A 15,603-nucleotide genomic window follows, 5' to 3' on the forward strand; every position below is an offset into this window, starting at 1 on the left:
AATACCTTTATCTTCTACATATAATCGCATATTTATTATTTTCCAACATCATAGATAACGTTGCTAATGGCATTTTAAAAAATGATCATGATTTAGCAACGCTATCTTTATAATTATTCGCTTTTCACATCTTTGCTAAAAATACGATAGTACAACCAGGTACTAAATTCTTTCATGGGAAATAGGATATAGGTCAAAGGATTTACAGTGACAATAATATTTCTAAAATCCCGTTTAGCAAAAAATAAAATTCCCTGTACAACTTGTTTTGCTGACATGACACCATAGGGATTTAATTGACTTTTGAAAGGACCTAAAATTAATTTGCGAATGACACAAGTTTTATCTAAACGTTTGAGAGTGACAATATCTCCTAATGCTCTTTTGCTGAGTTCATACAAGGGACTTAAAGCTGGGGAAACTTCCGCTTCTGAAGTATTTACCCAAATTTCTTTGGTGGCTTTGTCTTGGGGTCCTGTGACAGTTGCAGAAAAGACATCTATCAATTCTAAAGCGGAAAAAGTGTTAACTTGATAGGAATTTTGAATGGCACTAGAAGTTCTATTTCCATAAACATTTACACCATGATTGATAATGAGAATGTCAACTTTATTTAAACTTTCCTTTAGTTGAGTTTCATTACCTAATTCCCATTTTAGAACTTTGACCCGCTCTTGAACTGCGATTTTTTCAGGATTAGTTGTTAATGCCACAACTTTGGCATTATGCTTTAATAATTCCGCTACTAATGCTTGTCCTAATGCACCAGAAGCACCTGTTAAAGCTACGGTTTTACCTTTGAGAGAAAGTCCTGTTCCTAGTATTTTATCCACTAGGGGAAATACACCACTATAGTAAGCATTAACATCATCAAAATGATGTCGCCAATGATAGGTTCTATTTACCCACAAAACAGAGGGAATTTTGTCTAAAGGTCCGGGTAAATGATTGTAGTCTGTGTCTATGGTTCCTTGGAAATATCGCAAAGAAGCACCATATAAAAAAGTGACAGCATAAGCGACTCCTAACCATAATCCCCATTGATGTGCTAGTAAGGCAATTATGGTTAAAATGACTACCAATATACCCGATTCGACGATATCGTGATACAACTGGGAATCTATGTAGGCTTTTTGGGAAATTAAAGTTAAATCTCGTCGGTATACAGCATGATGTTTATTGTGCCATTTTGCTAACCATGTTATTTGATGGCACAAAGCATGATAAGCATCTCTGACAACTTCCGCGAGTAAGAGGGAGGAAAATCCCCAGGTTGTGAACTGAATACAGTTGTTTACTAAAACCGAGTCAATAGTTAAGCTTTGAGCCAAAATCATCATCTTTCTGGTGATACCTCTTTTTCTTAATGGTTATATCAATCCCTGATTTGTTCAACTAATCGTTGTTCTAGTATATCTAACAATTCATCTACATTTTTCCCCACTTCCTGAAAACAAGTTTCTGGTGATGTTTTAGGTGCAAATTGAATTAATTTAATTTCTCCTTTCCCAATTCCAATCATGACTACTTCTGTTTCGGGTTTGTTGTTATCAATAATTCCTAAAATTTCTTGAAGGCGATTTTCAACTCGCTCATTTAGTTTTTCTATTTCGGTTTGGGGACAATAAACAAAATGGGGAGTTGGTTGTAAATCAATCCCGATAGTTCCCTGATTATTACCATTTTCTAACCACAATCCCCAAAAAAGTGCGGCTAGTTCTGGTTGATTGTTTTTGACAAATCTATCTAACTGTCCGCGCCATTTATTCTCTGCTGTTTCGGGTTGGGGAATACTAAACATGATCATTAATTGGTAATTTTATTTTTCTATTTTAACCGAGATTGCACACGTTAGAGTTGGCAATACATTATATACAAGTAAGGTGCGTCAGACATGAAAATTTGTGGATATTAAGCAATATTTTAACTCTGACGCACCCTACAAGATATTTGTTAAATAACATTTATTTTAACCCAGATTGCACACGCCAGAGACTGGTGTAAATGCCATTTTTCTCTAATAGTTGTTCATGAGTGCCGGCTTCGACTAATTTTCCATTTTCCACAACATAAATACAATCAGCATTGCGAATGGTGGAAAGACGGTGAGCGATAGCGTAAGCGCTGACTTGTCAGCTCGCGATTGTAGTCCGATTAACTGTAATTTGTTCTAAAGAACGCTGAATCGCGGCTTAGGTTTCATTATCTACCGCTGAAGTAGCTTCATCTAAGATTAAAATTGGTGGATCTTTCAACACTGCGCGAGCGATCGCAATTCGTTGTCTTTGTCCTCCAGATAACTTTTGCCCCCGTTCATCTACTATTGTCTCATAACCTTGGGGCAAACTCATGATAAAATCACGAGCCTCGGCGATTTTCGCCGCCATGATGATGTTTTCATTCGTAGCGGAAAAGTCCCATAGCCAATCTTTTCTCCCACTGTACCATGAAATAAAAACACATCATAAATGGCATAGCCACATTAATTAATAATTACTTGGAGCTAATACTACCATATAATTGAGTTGATTTATTATCAGTATTGAAGCAATAGATACAGTTATCTTCCTTGAGGAACAGAAGAGATAATTTTGAGAAATTGGTAACTTGTAATTTGGCAAACTTCACTTTTGGGAATTATATTAGAAAATATTGTCGCTCAAATTATTGTTCCCAGCAGCAAACAGCAGGGTATAATAACCTTGTCAATAAACCAGATGTGCTAATTTTCAGTGAAGACTACCAATACAGCCAAAATTCCTGCTAAAACTTAGGGAATATGCCATATCAATCTTGATTTTGTTCAAAAATGCCACTAATGTGAGCAAATCTCCCTCCCTAAACCAGAACCAGACGTAAAACTAGACAAATCAATATTATGTCTACTCCCAATCATCAGCAACTCTCACTCCCAGAAGCCAAGAAAATACTCAACAAATTTAACTGTCTGGATATTGCCCCCATTCTTAAACCGTCAGAAAAAGCTCCCACTCGTGAGGCATTAATTTTTCTCACCAGTCTTACCGATTATCAAATCTTAGGTATTTGTGCTGATACAGCCGAAGAGGGAATTTTAGCCATGAAAACCTATTCTCGCGCTTTGGGTTATCAAGCACCAACTGATTTACCACATCCAGAAGGACCAGTTTATATCAAATTAAATGGCAAAAATGGCCTGTGTTATCTCGATTCCTATTCTGGGCATCATCGGGGAGTGTTAGTATCTTGCCAGTCTTATCAAGAGGGAGGAGTTAACGAGATGTATGGACATTTACCCCTCGATTTATTTGTCTAGAATTTCATCTACAATCATCTGTAGGGTGGGCAATGCCCGCCCCATTCTTAATCACTAATTACCGCATAATATGAGCATTGTTACCCTACAATCAGTTAAAAAAGATTTTGGAATTAAAGAACTTTTAAAAGATGCTAGTTTTAGTCTGGATACTAATGACAAAGTTGGTTTAATTGGCACTAATGGTTCTGGGAAATCAACTCTATTAAAAATGATTGCTCGGTTAGAATCAATTGATAGTGGGCAAATTTTAGTTAATTCTGGGGCAAAAATTGTTTATTTACCCCAACAACCAGATATGGACGAAAATCACACTGTTTTAGAACAGGTATTTGCTGACAGTGGTGAACAAATAAATCTCGTTAGGGAGTATGAAGAATTATCTGATAAATTGGCACATTATCCCGATGATAGTCAGTTAATGTCTCGTCTTTCTAGTGTAATGCAGCGGATGGATGCGACGGGTGCTTGGGAAGTAGAAACCAACGCCAAAATCATTTTAACAAAATTAGGAATTGCTGATTTTGATGTGAAAGTTGGCACATTATCCGGGGGATATCGCAAGCGCATTGCTTTAGCAGCAGCCTTGATATCAGAACCAGATTTGTTATTAATGGATGAACCTACCAACCATCTTGATGCCCTGTCTGTAGAATGGTTACAAAGTTATTTAAATCGCTATCGCGGCGCACTTTTATTAATTACTCATGATCGTTATTTTTTAGATAAAGTTACTAATAGAATTATCGAAATTGATCGAGGTGATATTTACAGTTACACAGGTAATTATTCCTATTATTTAGAAAAGAAAGCTTTAGCTGAAGAATCTGCCGTTAGCACTCAACGGAAACATCAAGGGATTTTACGGCGGGAATTAGAATGGTTAAAAAAAGGACCTAAAGCTAGAAGTACGAAGCAAAAAGCTAGAATTGAACGCGCTCATGCACTGAGAGATACTGAGTTTAAACAAGTTAATGGTAAGGTGGATATTTCTACCGTTGGTAGGCGGATTGGGAAGAAAGTTATTGAACTCCAGAATGTTAGTAAAAGCTACAATGGGAGAACTTTAATTAAAGATTTTACATATCAATTTAGTCCAGAAGATCGGATTGGCATTATTGGCGGTAATGGTGCAGGAAAATCTACTTTAATGGATATTATGACTGCCAAAATTAAACCGGATTCTGGTAGTGTAGAAATTGGGACTACAATTCATATTGGCTATTTTAACCAACATTCAGAAGAATTGTTGACGGCGGTAAATGAAGATCAGCGCGTGATTGATTATATTAAGGAAGAAGGGGAATTTATCCAAATCTCCGACGGCACGAAAATCACTGCTTCCCAAATGTTAGAGAGATTCTTGTTTCCGGGAAATCAACAATATGCACCCATTCATAAACTTTCTGGCGGAGAAAAACGTCGTTTATTCCTATTGCGTATTCTTATTAGTGCGCCCAATGTGTTAATTTTGGATGAACCGACTAATGATTTAGATGTGCAGACATTAGCGGTATTAGAAGACTATCTAGAAGATTTTAATGGTTGTGTGATTGTAGTTTCTCATGATCGTTACTTTTTAGATCGGACGGTAGATAGAATTTTTGCTTTAGAAGAAGGTGGGGGTTTACGTCAATATCCGGGGAATTATTCCATTTATTTAGATTATAAAAAAGCTGAGGAAGCAGAAAAACAAGAAACACAAAAACCTGTGATTGTCGAAGAAAAGGTTGGATCTCCAGTTACAGAGACTAAAAAATGCCGCAGGTTATCCAATTGGGAAAGACGAGAATTTGAGGAATTGGAAGGAAAGATTGCCAAATTAGAAGCAGAGAAAACAGCAGTAGAAAAGAAATTAGTAACTCTAGCTGGAAATTATAGTCAAGTGCAGAAGTTGTATGAAGAGGTGGAAACGCTGAAGAAAAATATTGATGTAGCCACAGAACGATGGTTGGAATTAGCGGAAATGGAGCCTTAATGCTCTAAGCCGCCTCATTCTGCTCAATCGCCAATTCTATCTCATCAGGATAAGCCTCTGCATATACCCAAGCATTTGCTAAATCCGTAGCTGTAATCGTGGGAATAAGTGTAAATGATATAGCGGTTCTCGATTGAGTGAGATACAAGAACCCCACCCCCAACCCCCTCCCCGCAAGCGATGAGGGGGCTATGATGTATCTCATGCAAGTGCATACTGCTATAGTAGTAACAATCTCTACTAATTGTTTCAAAGTATCAATGCGATCGCTCATCCCCTTGACTCTACCACCATCCTGAGCCACAACATCTGCCATTGTCAAAGTTAAGTTAACTGATTCTAAATGTAATTTATCATCTGTTCCTAAGACTTCTGTTGACCAATTTCCTTGATCATCTTGACGATAAACTTCTACTTTCATTTGGTTTTGGTACACTAGAATATATTCTTTTAAACTATCTATAGTTTGATAATTGATGCGTTTTTCCCGTTTGTCTATTGTTGCTGTGTAATTAGATAAAACTTCTATAATCAAATTAGGACGAGTTTTAAAGTACCTTTCTTTATCTTCAGGATCACAAGTAACAATAATATCAGGATAGTAGAATATATTAGCATTTCTGATTTTAACTTTTACTTTCATATCTGACACGAAAGCACGACAATAACTCCCACGCAAATGAGGACGTAATATAGCGATAATGTTAGTAACAATCAGGTTATGTTCTTCGCTTGCACCCGCAATTGCAAAAACTTGTCCGGCCACATATTCATGGCGAATATCGCTAGATTTTTCAGCTTCTAGGTATTGTTAAACACTAAAAATACTTAATGGAGATTGCATAATTTTGATTTGATGGCTGAGAAATTAGGTATAATTCTATTTTATTAGATTAAAAAACTTCCCATGAGCCAAACTGCGATAAATCTCGTTGCTATATCTGTTTTTCTGATGACTTTTTCCACTTTATTAGGACCGTTAATACATCTTTCTCCCACAATACCAGCTTTAGCTACGGTGACGTTTTTAGGAATTGCAACTTTAGATAATTTCAGTTTTCAAGGTAAGGGAGGAACGATATTTTTAGACTTCCTGGCACGATTTTCTCCAGAATATAAAGAACGTATTTTACATCATGAAGCGGGTCATCTTCTCGTGGCTCACTTGTTAGAAATCCCCATAACTGGCTATACTCTTAGTGCGTGGGAAGCTTGGAAACAAGGACAAACAGGACAAGGAGGGGTATCAATAGATGAGTTAACAACCCAAATAGAAAAATGTGAAATTAGTCCCCAAATTTTAGACCGTTATTGTACAATTTTAATGGCGGGAATCGCTGCGGAGACTTTGATTTTTGATGCTCATCAAGGTGGAAATGATGATAAAATTAAGTTAATGCAATTTTTACAAGTTCTTGGTGTTTCTGAGGATATTTATCAACAAAAACAACGGTTTCATTTGCTTCAATCTAAAAATCTGATTCAGGAGAATTGGGAAAGTTATCAAGCTTTGGTATCAGCTATGAGAGAACGGGTTTCTGTTGAAGAGTGTAAAAAGGTGATTCGTGAGAGTGCGCCATAATAAAAATATAAATTATAGCTTGAGGACGGTGAAAAATGTATCAAATAGATCCGCCACTTTCCCCTAAAGAAACATTACCCACAATGTATGATCTACCGAGTGAAGATCCAGAGGAGAAAGGTTTGCCAGATCAATTCCATTTATTGCAACCACAATTATTATCAGAAACATTTACACCTGCTAATTATCAAAGTGAGGAAATATTTACAGGTAGTGACATGAATCTGTATTATGATTCTCGTCATCCATTGTGGTATAAACGTCCTGATTGGTTTGCGGTTTTAGGTGTACCATATTTATATGGTGATCATCAAGATTTAAGATTAAGTTATGTAGTGTGGCAAGAAGCTGTTAATCCCTATATTATCGTTGAATTGCTATCACCAGGAACAGAAAAAGAAGATTTAGGTCAAACATTGCGAGATGTGGAAAAACCCCCTGTTAAATGGGAGATTTATGAGCAGATTTTAAGAGTACCTTATTACGCAATTTTTGATCGTTATCAATCTGAGTTTAGAATGTTTCAGTTAAATGGCGATCGCTATACTGAAGCAAATTTAACAAATTTCCGCTTCTGGATACCCAGTATAGAATTAGGTTTAGGAGTTTGGGAAGGAAGTTATAAAAACGTCAATATGCCTTGGTTGCGTTGGTATGATAAAAATGGTAATTGGGTATTAACTCCCGCAGAATCGGAAAAACAACGCGCAGATCAAGAAAAACAACGCGCAGATCAAGAAAGACAACACGCAGATCAAGAAAGACAACGCGCAGATCAAGAAAGACAACGCGCAGATCAAGAAAGACAACGCGCAGATCAAGAAAGACAAAAAACAGAAAAATTAATTGCACAATTGCGTGCTTTAGGTGTTGAACCAGAGATAAATTAAATAGACATCTTTGGTCATTAAATGTGCATAACCTGAAACTCTTGTAGGGACAATTGATGAATTGTCCCTACGATAATTTTCACAAGATGTCTAATATTTTTATATCCAATCTCCATCAGATCCTTATGCTTGTCAACACTATTTGAGTAAAGGAATATAAACCTTTCGAGATTCCTCATCCTTGACATGGGAAAAATATTGTCATCTAAAATAAAGGTTTTCCATCTTCTTGATATGCAGCAATTAATAGTTCTATCACTTCCTGAGCATTTTTCACAGCTTCTTCATAAGTATCACAATGAGTATGATATTTTTGAGTAGGAAATTCAGGTAAATGAACTAAATAACATTTATTTTCACTACTCCACTGAATAATGATTAGTATAAGGTAAATTCATTCTTCTGACTCCTCTGGTTGAATTGATTTTAATTTAGCTAATTTTTCTTTAACTTCTTTTTCTATATATAGTTAGTTTAGCATCATTTGATGTTAATTTGATACCAATCGGCAATGAAAGCTGAATATATTTCATCTTTCCTGTCATAAGTTATAAATAATAATGATGCTTTTTGCAGATTTTCCTCAATTAACTAAATTTGATCGCTTAAACACTCATGCTTTCAATCTCTCAGTATCTTAGCGGTAACGATATTCGTCAAGTATTCCTTGATTTCTACACGCAGCGAGGACATCAACCGCTTCCAAGTGCTTCCCTTGTTCCTGAAGATCCTACTGTGCTGCTGACTATAGCAGGTATGTTACCATTTAAGCCGATATTCCTGGGACAACGGACACCGGAATTTAAACGTGCTACGACTTCGCAAAAGTGTATTCGTACGAATGATATCGAAAATGTGGGACGGACTCAACGCCATCATACATTTTTTGAGATGTTGGGTAATTTTAGCTTTGGTGATTATTTTAAACCACAGGCGATCGCTTGGGGTTGGGAATTATCCACTCAAGTGTTTGGTTTCTCCCCCCAGAATCTCGTTGTCAGCGTGTTTGAAGATGACGATGAAGCTTTTACCATCTGGCGCGATACCATTGGTGTAACGGAAAAACGCATCAAGCGTATGGGTGCAGATGATAATTTCTGGGTTTCTGGTGCTACTGGTCCATGTGGCCCTTGTTCGGAAATTTATTATGATTTTCACCCAGAACGCGGTGAAGATAATATTGATTTAGAAGATGATACCCGATTTATTGAGTTTTATAACTTGGTATTTATGCAATATAATCGGGATGCTAGTGGTAATTTGACTCCGTTGCAAAATAAGAATATTGACACGGGAATGGGTTTGGAAAGAATGGCGCAAATCCTGCAAAGGAAGCCGAATAATTATGAAACAGATTTGATTTTCCCGATTATTGAAACTGCGGCAAAAATTGCCAAAATTGATTATCATCAAAGTGATGAAAATACGAAAGTTTCTTTAAAGGTAATTGGTGATCATGTCCGGTCTGTGGTTCACATGATTGCTGATGAAATTCGTGCTTCTAATGTGGGAAGAGGTTATATTTTACGTCGTTTAATTCGTCGCGTTGTGAGACATGGAAGATTAATAGGAATTTCTGGAGAATTTATTAACCAAGTTGCAGAAACCGCAATTTCTCTTTCGGAATCAATTTACCCCAATTTGCGACAAAGAGAAACTGCAATTAAAGCGGAATTACAAAGGGAAGAAGTTAATTTCTTGAAAACTCTTGATAGAGGAGAAAAGCTATTAGCTGAAATTATCCAATATGTAAAACAAAAAGGATTAACTTCTATTAGTGGAGAAAGTGCTTTTACTCTCTATGATACCTACGGTTTTCCATTAGAATTAACCCAAGAAATTGCAGCAGAAAATAATATAACTGTTGATGTTGATGGTTTTAATGCAGAAATGCAAAAACAGGTAGAACGGGCAAAAGCTGCACACGAAACCATAGATTTAACTGTACAAGGTTCTTTGGATAAACTTGCAGAACATATTCACTCTACACAATTCATTGGTTATACCCAACTAACAACTACTGCAAAAATCGAAGTTTTATTAGTTTCTGGTGTTTCCCAAGAAGCAGCAGAAGCAGGAACAGAAGTGCAAATTGTTTTGGATAAAACACCTTTTTACGCTGAATCTGGGGGACAAATTGGCGATAAAGGATATATTAGTGGTGATGGTGTTTTAGTCAGAATTGAAGATGTGAAAAAAGAATCTGATTTCTTTATTCATTTTGGACGCATTGAAAGGGGAACAATTAGAATTGGTGATGAAATTACCGCACAAATAGATCGGGGTTGTCGTCGTCGTTCTCAAACTAATCATACAGCAACTCATTTATTACAAGCTGCTTTAAAGAAAGTTGTTGATGAAGGAATTTCTCAAGCGGGTTCTTTAGTTTCTTTTGATAGATTGCGGTTTGATTTTAACTGTCCCCGCGCTTTAACGACTGAGGAAGTTATCCAAATTGAAGAGTTAGTAAATAGTTGGATTTCCGAAGCTCATTCTGCTACAATAGAAGAGATGCCCATAGCAGAAGCAAAAGCTAAAGGTGCAGTGGCGATGTTTGGGGAAAAGTACGGTGATCAAGTGCGCGTGATTGATTTTCCTGGCGTTTCTATGGAATTATGTGGAGGAACTCATGTTAATAATACTGCGGAAATAGGCGTTTTCAAAATCATTGCTGAAGCGGGAGTTGCTTCTGGGGTAAGAAGAATAGAAGCAGTTTCTGGGGCTGCGGTATTGGATTATTTGAATGTGCGTGATATAGTTGTGAAGGATTTGTGCGATCGCTTTAAAGTTAAACCAGAAGAAATACCCGACAGAATCACAACTTTACAAACCGAACTCCGCAACAACGAAAAAGAAATTCAAAGTCTGAAATCACAAATAGCAATAGTCAAATCTGACAGCTTATTACAAACTGTGGAAACAATCGGAGAACACAAAATTATCATCGCTCAAATGGAAGATATTGACGCAGAATCATTAAAAGATGCGGCGGAAAGATTGCTGCAAAAAATCGGTAATGGTGCAGTGGTTTTAGGTTCTATTCCCGAAGCCGGAAAAGTGAGTATCGTTGCAGCATTTAGTCCCGAAGTTAATAAAAAAGGTGTCCAAGCTGGGAAATTTGTGGGAACCATAGCTAAAATTTGTGGAGGTGGAGGTGGTGGAAAACCCAACCTCGCGCAAGCTGGGGGACGTGACGCAAGTAAATTACCAGAAGCATTAGAAACTGCGAAAAATGATTTATTAGCAGCTTTGAAATAGGATTTAGATCCCCGATTTCTTTGAGAAGTCGGGGATTGCAATGTCTGATATGTGGAAAATGATTTGGGATACAGCTAGAAGATTAAATGAGCCTGGTTAGCATGGCAAGATGAACCAGGTAGACAAATACATCAAGCCATCAAGTATAATATAACTTAGTCGAGAAACTTGTAGAAGCGATACCCAACCCAATACTTATCGGTTAAACTCAAAAAATAGAATTATGTAGGTTGGGTTAAGGAACGAAACCCAACATTTATAAGCATTTCTTGGGTTGCGCTGTCGCTTAACCCAACCTACAAAATTTATAATCATAACCTAGTCGAGAAATTTGTAGAAGCGATACCCAACCCATAAAACCTATAAATTAAAATTATGACCCTCGCACAAGAAACACGCTACTATTCACTCCAAGAATACCTAGAATTAGAGGTAAACTCAGAAATACGTCACGAATATATCAACGGATTAATTATACCCATGACCGGTGGAACACCCAATCATAATCAACTTGCGGGCAATTTTTACGCAATGTTAAATTTTGCACTTAAACGTCAACCTTATCAAGTCTTTGTTACAGATCAACGTCTTTGGATTCCCACCAGAAAAATTCATACCTACCCTGATATTATGGTTGTGAAAAATCCCTTAGAATATGAAGAAGGAAGAAAAGACACCTTAGTAAATCCTGTGATGATTGCAGAAGTATTATCAAAATCTACCAAAAGCTATGATAGAGATGAAAAATTCGCAGCTTATCGAACAATTCCCAGCTTACAAGAATATATTTTAATTGACCAATATACAATGCACATTGAACAATATTTTAAAACTGATAACAATAAATGGATATTTTCTGAATTTACAGATGGAGATAGTAGCTTAAACCTATCTTCTATTCCTTGCCAAATCTTGTTAGCAGATATTTATGATAAAGTAGACTTCAACACCGAAGAATAAAAAACTCAATCTTCCTCTTTGCGCCTCTGCGTGAGATGATCATAATCATAAATACCAAAGGAGTCAATAAAAATGAGTCGCATTAATCCCTACACATTACAAATGCAAATTACTCAAATGTTTGCTCAAGGACAATCATTTTTTGCCTTGACAAAAGTTCAAGATTGGTTAAAAGAACATAATCAAAACCCCTTAGATTTTGAAATTCTCTTCCACAAAAAACCCGCACCTCCTGGTTCTAAAGAAGTCATGGTAATAGAAATAGAACTCAAACGTAAAGACGGACAACCTGTAGATCCTTGGTTACAACAACAGGCTAATTTACACGCTTAATTTAGATATTTTTTCATCTTGATTACCTTGTAAACCTCCTGTATGGATTAATAGCAAAGATTCCGATTGAAAAAACCCTTGAGTGATTAAATCCATAACTCCATAAAACATTTTTCCCGTGTATACATAATCTAAAGGTATGTCATGTTGTTGTTGGAAATCTTGACAAAATAGCTTTAATTTATTAGTTACCTTAGCATAACCACCAAAATGATAATCAGATACAAGTTGCCAAGGTGCAGGAGTATTAACAGGTGTTGGTAAACCAGAAGCTAGATAATTTGTTAATAAGTTATTGATATCTTCGTTGAGAAAATCACCACCTTTCAAAACAGGAAAACCAATTACTTTTTGTTCTTGACTTAATGATAGTGTCATTCCTGCTAATGTTGTTCCTGTCCCGCAAGCCAAACAGATAGTATTAAATCCTCTCACTGTTTGTAATATCTCTATACAACCGCGCAAACCATTTAAGTTACAACCTCCTTCAGGAATCATAAATACTTCTCCAAATTGCTGTTTTAATTGATTTTGTAATTGTTCTGTATGACGTTTTTTATATGTTTGACGATCAATATATACTAATTCCATTCCCTGTGCTACTGCAAATTGTAAAGTAGGATTGAGAGGGATATTTTCTTCTCCACGAATTAAGCCAATAGTGCGGAAACCCAACAGATTTCCTGCGGCTGCGGTAGCATAAATATGATTAGAATAAGCACCACCAAAGGTAAGGATTGTGGATAAATTTTTCTCCTTAGCTTCTACCAAGTTATATTTCAGCTTAAACCATTTATTACCGTTAATTTGGGGGTGCATGAGATCCAAGCGTAAGACATATAACTTAACACCTGCATTATCACCAATTTCACTATTAATTTGTTGAATAAGTGGAGGAAAAAATTTTGACGGCATTTCCCAAAAAAAGTTCTTCTTTATGAGAATAGTATAAAATACTAAGGTTACAAAAAATATCCACCAATTATGGCTAAACTTTTTGATTTAATCACCGAAGAACTGCAAAAGTTTATTATTAAGATATTAAAGTTTCAGAGTTTTATATATACTGATTCCTGCTTCCTTAAATAAGTCCTCAAGGATATCGGAATTTTTTTTGCGAATATCAATATGTCCTTGGTACACTTTATAAACGCTACTACGCGAACGAAGTTCACACAGTTAAAATTATTACTAATTATGCTACCCATTTACAAAATACTATATCAACAGGTATATTTAAAAGTTAAGCCTGAAATATAAAATTACGAACTCAGAATCAAATTAATAAAAAATGAATTCTAGCCTTTTATTGTCTAACATTTTAAACCCGCCAGTGTTATTTTTCTTTTTAGGAATGCTGGCGATTTTTCTGCAATCTGATTTGGAAATTCCCCAACCATTACCCAAATTATTTTCTCTTTATCTGTTACTCGCAATTGGTTTTAAGGGTGGATATGAAATTGAAGAAAGTGCCATTAATCCAGAAGTTGTCCTCACTCTGTTAGCGGCTATATTCATCGCTTCTGTTGTTCCTATTTACTCATTTTTCATTTTAAGACTGAAACTGGATACCTATAATGCAGCGGCTATTGCTGCAACCTATGGTTCTATTAGTGCCGTTACTTTTATTACGGCTCAATCTTTTCTCAAAGTTCTCAATATTGATTCTAGTGGACACATGGTAGCTGCTTTAGCAATCATGGAATCTCCAGCAATTATTGTGGGAATTGTCTTAGTGAGATTCTTTGCTAAAAGTCAGTTGGAAACAAAAGAAGGAAAAGTAGAGGAAGAAAAATTTTCTTGGGGTGAAGTGTTAAGAGAAGCCTTTTTAAATGGTTCTGTATTTCTCCTCATTGGTAGTGTGATAGTGGGAATTCTTACAGGAGAAAAGGGTTGGGAAAAATTACATCCATTTACCCAAGATATATTCTATGGAGTGCTATCATTCTTTCTATTAGATATGGGTATGGTAGCTGCTAGAAGAATCAAAGAATTGAGAAGTACAGGTCTTTTCCTAATTGCTTTTGGCGTTATTATGCCTGTATTTAATGCCATTATTGGTATCTTTATCAGTAAATTAATTGGGATGTCTGAAGGAAATGCTCTTTTGTTTGCCGTACTTTGTGCTAGTGCTTCTTATATTGCCGTACCGGCAGCAATGCGAATGACTGTCCCTGAAGCTAACCCTAGTTTATATGTATCTATGGCTTTAGCTATCACCTTTCCGTTTAATATTATTGTTGGTATACCTTTGTATTTCAACATTATCAAGACAATAGGAGTATAACCAGGTGCAAGTTGTTAAAAAAGTCGAAATAATTATCAATTCCTTAGAACTACAAAAGGTGTTGAAAATTCTAGATCATATAGGTGTTTCTGGATATACAATTATTGAGGATGTTACAGGTAAGGGATACAGAGGTCGAGTTATTGACGATTTAGAAGGTCATGCACTTACCAATGGTTATGTAATGACTATTTGCAATGAAGAACAAGAACGGCAAATAGCTGAAGCTGTTCGACCAGTCATCAAAAAATATGGTGGTGTATGTATTGCTGCTGATGTTAAATCAATCGTAGATTAATTAACTTTTGTAAATAACAATTAGCAAATAAAATCTAATTTTTTGATGAATTTTGGCGAATGCTCCAGTACAAGGGAAATAGATGCAGGATTACCCCGTAATAGGTTGTAATATTAACATTACTATAATCATTGTGCAGCTTAGAGAATTATCTCTGGAGTATACAAAATGAAACCTTTAATTGCAACTTTCACTCAAAATTTAGATTTTTCGGAATCGGAAATAGAAACAATACTTTCCACACCGTTAAAGGAGGTGCTAAATTCACCGGCTTTGAAACAAGAGTTAGATAGTTTAGATATTAGCTTACTCAAAAAAACCTTACCCACAGCCGGTGCAGTTTTAGCTGAACATTTACCACTTTTTTATGATTGGCTAAAAAATGAATTAGGTGTCCAGAATGTTCCTGATAGTCCAGACCATACAACAAAATGGGTAGTTGGTTTTCTGAATAATCAGGAAAGTATCAATCATTTGGTTGAATTACATCGTCCCGTTCCCCATGCAGCTTTAGAACAGGCTGTTCCCCGGTTGGTAGGTTTGTTTGATGGTGTGGAAGATGTGAAGGTGCGTCAAGAATGGGAAAAAGCAGTTGCAGCGCTTTGTTTGGTTTTGGTTGTTGATGCTCGTGAACAGGCAAAACTGGCTAATTAATATGTCTGATAGCGTGGCGCAAGCCATATCAGGATGCTCAGGATTGAAGGATTAACAGGATTGAATAT

14 protein-coding genes and 2 pseudogenes are annotated in these 15,603 nt (G+C 36.2%); 10 read left to right on the plus strand and 6 right to left on the minus strand.

Features of this window, described 5'->3' with window-relative positions; all coding sequences use genetic code 11:
• Positions 1–113: 113 nt before the first annotated feature.
• The 3 genes and pseudogenes from CA730_RS16810 to CA730_RS16820 form a co-directional block, all read right to left on the minus strand.
• The gene (locus CA730_RS16810) at positions 114–1,337 is read right to left on the minus strand and encodes a bifunctional sterol desaturase/short chain dehydrogenase (RefSeq protein ID WP_096669015.1); all 1,224 of its coding nucleotides are present in this window, start codon (positions 1,335–1,337) and stop codon (positions 114–116) included.
• A gap of 38 nt (positions 1,338–1,375) precedes the next feature.
• Positions 1,376–1,801: a beta-carboxysome assembly chaperone CcmS gene (gene ccmS / locus CA730_RS16815; protein ID WP_096669017.1), complete on the minus strand. Its 426-nt coding sequence runs from the start codon at positions 1,799–1,801 to the stop codon at positions 1,376–1,378.
• 163 nt (positions 1,802–1,964) lie between these two features.
• A pseudogene (locus CA730_RS16820) lies at positions 1,965–2,479 on the minus strand (ATP-binding cassette domain-containing protein); the annotation flags it as partial.
• A gap of 399 nt (positions 2,480–2,878) precedes the next feature.
• Here CA730_RS16820 and CA730_RS16825 point away from each other — a divergent pair.
• Positions 2,879–3,295 (plus strand): DUF1824 family protein, encoded by a 417-nt coding sequence (locus tag CA730_RS16825; protein ID WP_096669019.1) that lies wholly within the window; start codon positions 2,879–2,881, stop codon positions 3,293–3,295.
• Positions 3,296–3,365: 70 nt separating this feature from the next.
• The gene (locus tag CA730_RS16830) at positions 3,366–5,273 is read left to right on the plus strand and encodes an ABC-F family ATP-binding cassette domain-containing protein (RefSeq protein WP_096669021.1); all 1,908 of its coding nucleotides are present in this window, start codon (positions 3,366–3,368) and stop codon (positions 5,271–5,273) included.
• A gap of 4 nt (positions 5,274–5,277) precedes the next feature.
• Here the strand turns inward: CA730_RS16830 and CA730_RS26270 are convergent.
• Positions 5,278–6,072, minus strand: a pseudogene (locus CA730_RS26270) (Uma2 family endonuclease); the annotation flags it as partial.
• A gap of 108 nt (positions 6,073–6,180) precedes the next feature.
• On the opposite strand from CA730_RS26270, the gene CA730_RS16840 reads away from it, so the two are divergent.
• Together CA730_RS16840 and CA730_RS16845 are read left to right on the plus strand one after the other, a co-directional pair.
• On the plus strand, positions 6,181–6,855 hold the full coding sequence (locus CA730_RS16840; RefSeq protein WP_096669023.1) for an ATP-dependent Zn protease: 675 nt from the start codon (positions 6,181–6,183) through the stop codon (positions 6,853–6,855).
• 35 nt (positions 6,856–6,890) lie between these two features.
• Entirely contained in the window at positions 6,891–7,745 is an 855-nt protein-coding gene (locus CA730_RS16845; protein WP_096669025.1) for a Uma2 family endonuclease, read from the plus strand.
• A gap of 205 nt (positions 7,746–7,950) precedes the next feature.
• Here the strand turns inward: CA730_RS16845 and CA730_RS25730 are convergent, their stop codons facing one another.
• Entirely contained in the window at positions 7,951–8,124 is a 174-nt protein-coding gene (locus CA730_RS25730) for a type II toxin-antitoxin system HicB family antitoxin (protein WP_231940137.1), read from the minus strand.
• 236 nt (positions 8,125–8,360) lie between these two features.
• Between CA730_RS25730 and alaS the strand changes: the two genes are divergently transcribed.
• The 3 genes from alaS (at position 8,361) to CA730_RS16865 (ending at position 12,296) form a co-directional block, all read left to right on the plus strand.
• Positions 8,361–11,003 (plus strand): alanine--tRNA ligase, encoded by a 2,643-nt coding sequence (alaS, locus tag CA730_RS16855; protein WP_096669026.1) that lies wholly within the window; start codon positions 8,361–8,363, stop codon positions 11,001–11,003.
• Between the two features lie 375 nt (positions 11,004–11,378).
• Positions 11,379–11,963, plus strand: coding sequence for a Uma2 family endonuclease (locus CA730_RS16860; protein WP_096669028.1), 585 nt, complete (start codon positions 11,379–11,381; stop codon positions 11,961–11,963).
• Between the two features lie 72 nt (positions 11,964–12,035).
• Positions 12,036–12,296 (plus strand): hypothetical protein, encoded by a 261-nt coding sequence (locus CA730_RS16865; protein WP_096669030.1) that lies wholly within the window; start codon positions 12,036–12,038, stop codon positions 12,294–12,296.
• On the opposite strand, the gene CA730_RS16870 is transcribed toward CA730_RS16865, so the two are convergent.
• Entirely contained in the window at positions 12,285–13,211 is a 927-nt protein-coding gene (locus tag CA730_RS16870; protein WP_096669032.1) for a 1-aminocyclopropane-1-carboxylate deaminase/D-cysteine desulfhydrase, read from the minus strand. The two genes, CA730_RS16865 and CA730_RS16870, sit on opposite strands and share 12 nt — an antisense overlap.
• A gap of 376 nt (positions 13,212–13,587) precedes the next feature.
• On the opposite strand from CA730_RS16870, the gene CA730_RS16875 reads away from it, so the two are divergent.
• The 3 genes from CA730_RS16875 (at position 13,588) to CA730_RS16885 (ending at position 15,535) form a co-directional block, all read left to right on the plus strand.
• A complete protein-coding gene (locus CA730_RS16875; protein WP_096669034.1) occupies positions 13,588–14,583 on the plus strand; it encodes a sodium-dependent bicarbonate transport family permease in 996 nt (331 codons plus the stop codon).
• Positions 14,584–14,587: 4 nt separating this feature from the next.
• Complete coding sequence (locus CA730_RS16880) at positions 14,588–14,881, plus strand: P-II family nitrogen regulator (RefSeq protein WP_096669036.1); 294 nt, start codon at positions 14,588–14,590, stop codon at positions 14,879–14,881.
• 168 nt (positions 14,882–15,049) lie between these two features.
• Positions 15,050–15,535, plus strand: coding sequence for a hypothetical protein (locus CA730_RS16885; protein ID WP_096669038.1), 486 nt, complete (start codon positions 15,050–15,052; stop codon positions 15,533–15,535).
• The last annotated feature ends 68 nt before the right edge of the window (positions 15,536–15,603 follow it).

The sequence above is a fragment of the Dolichospermum compactum NIES-806 genome (assembly GCF_002368115.1).
In the GTDB taxonomy this organism is placed as follows: domain Bacteria; phylum Cyanobacteriota; class Cyanobacteriia; order Cyanobacteriales; family Nostocaceae; genus Dolichospermum; species Dolichospermum compactum.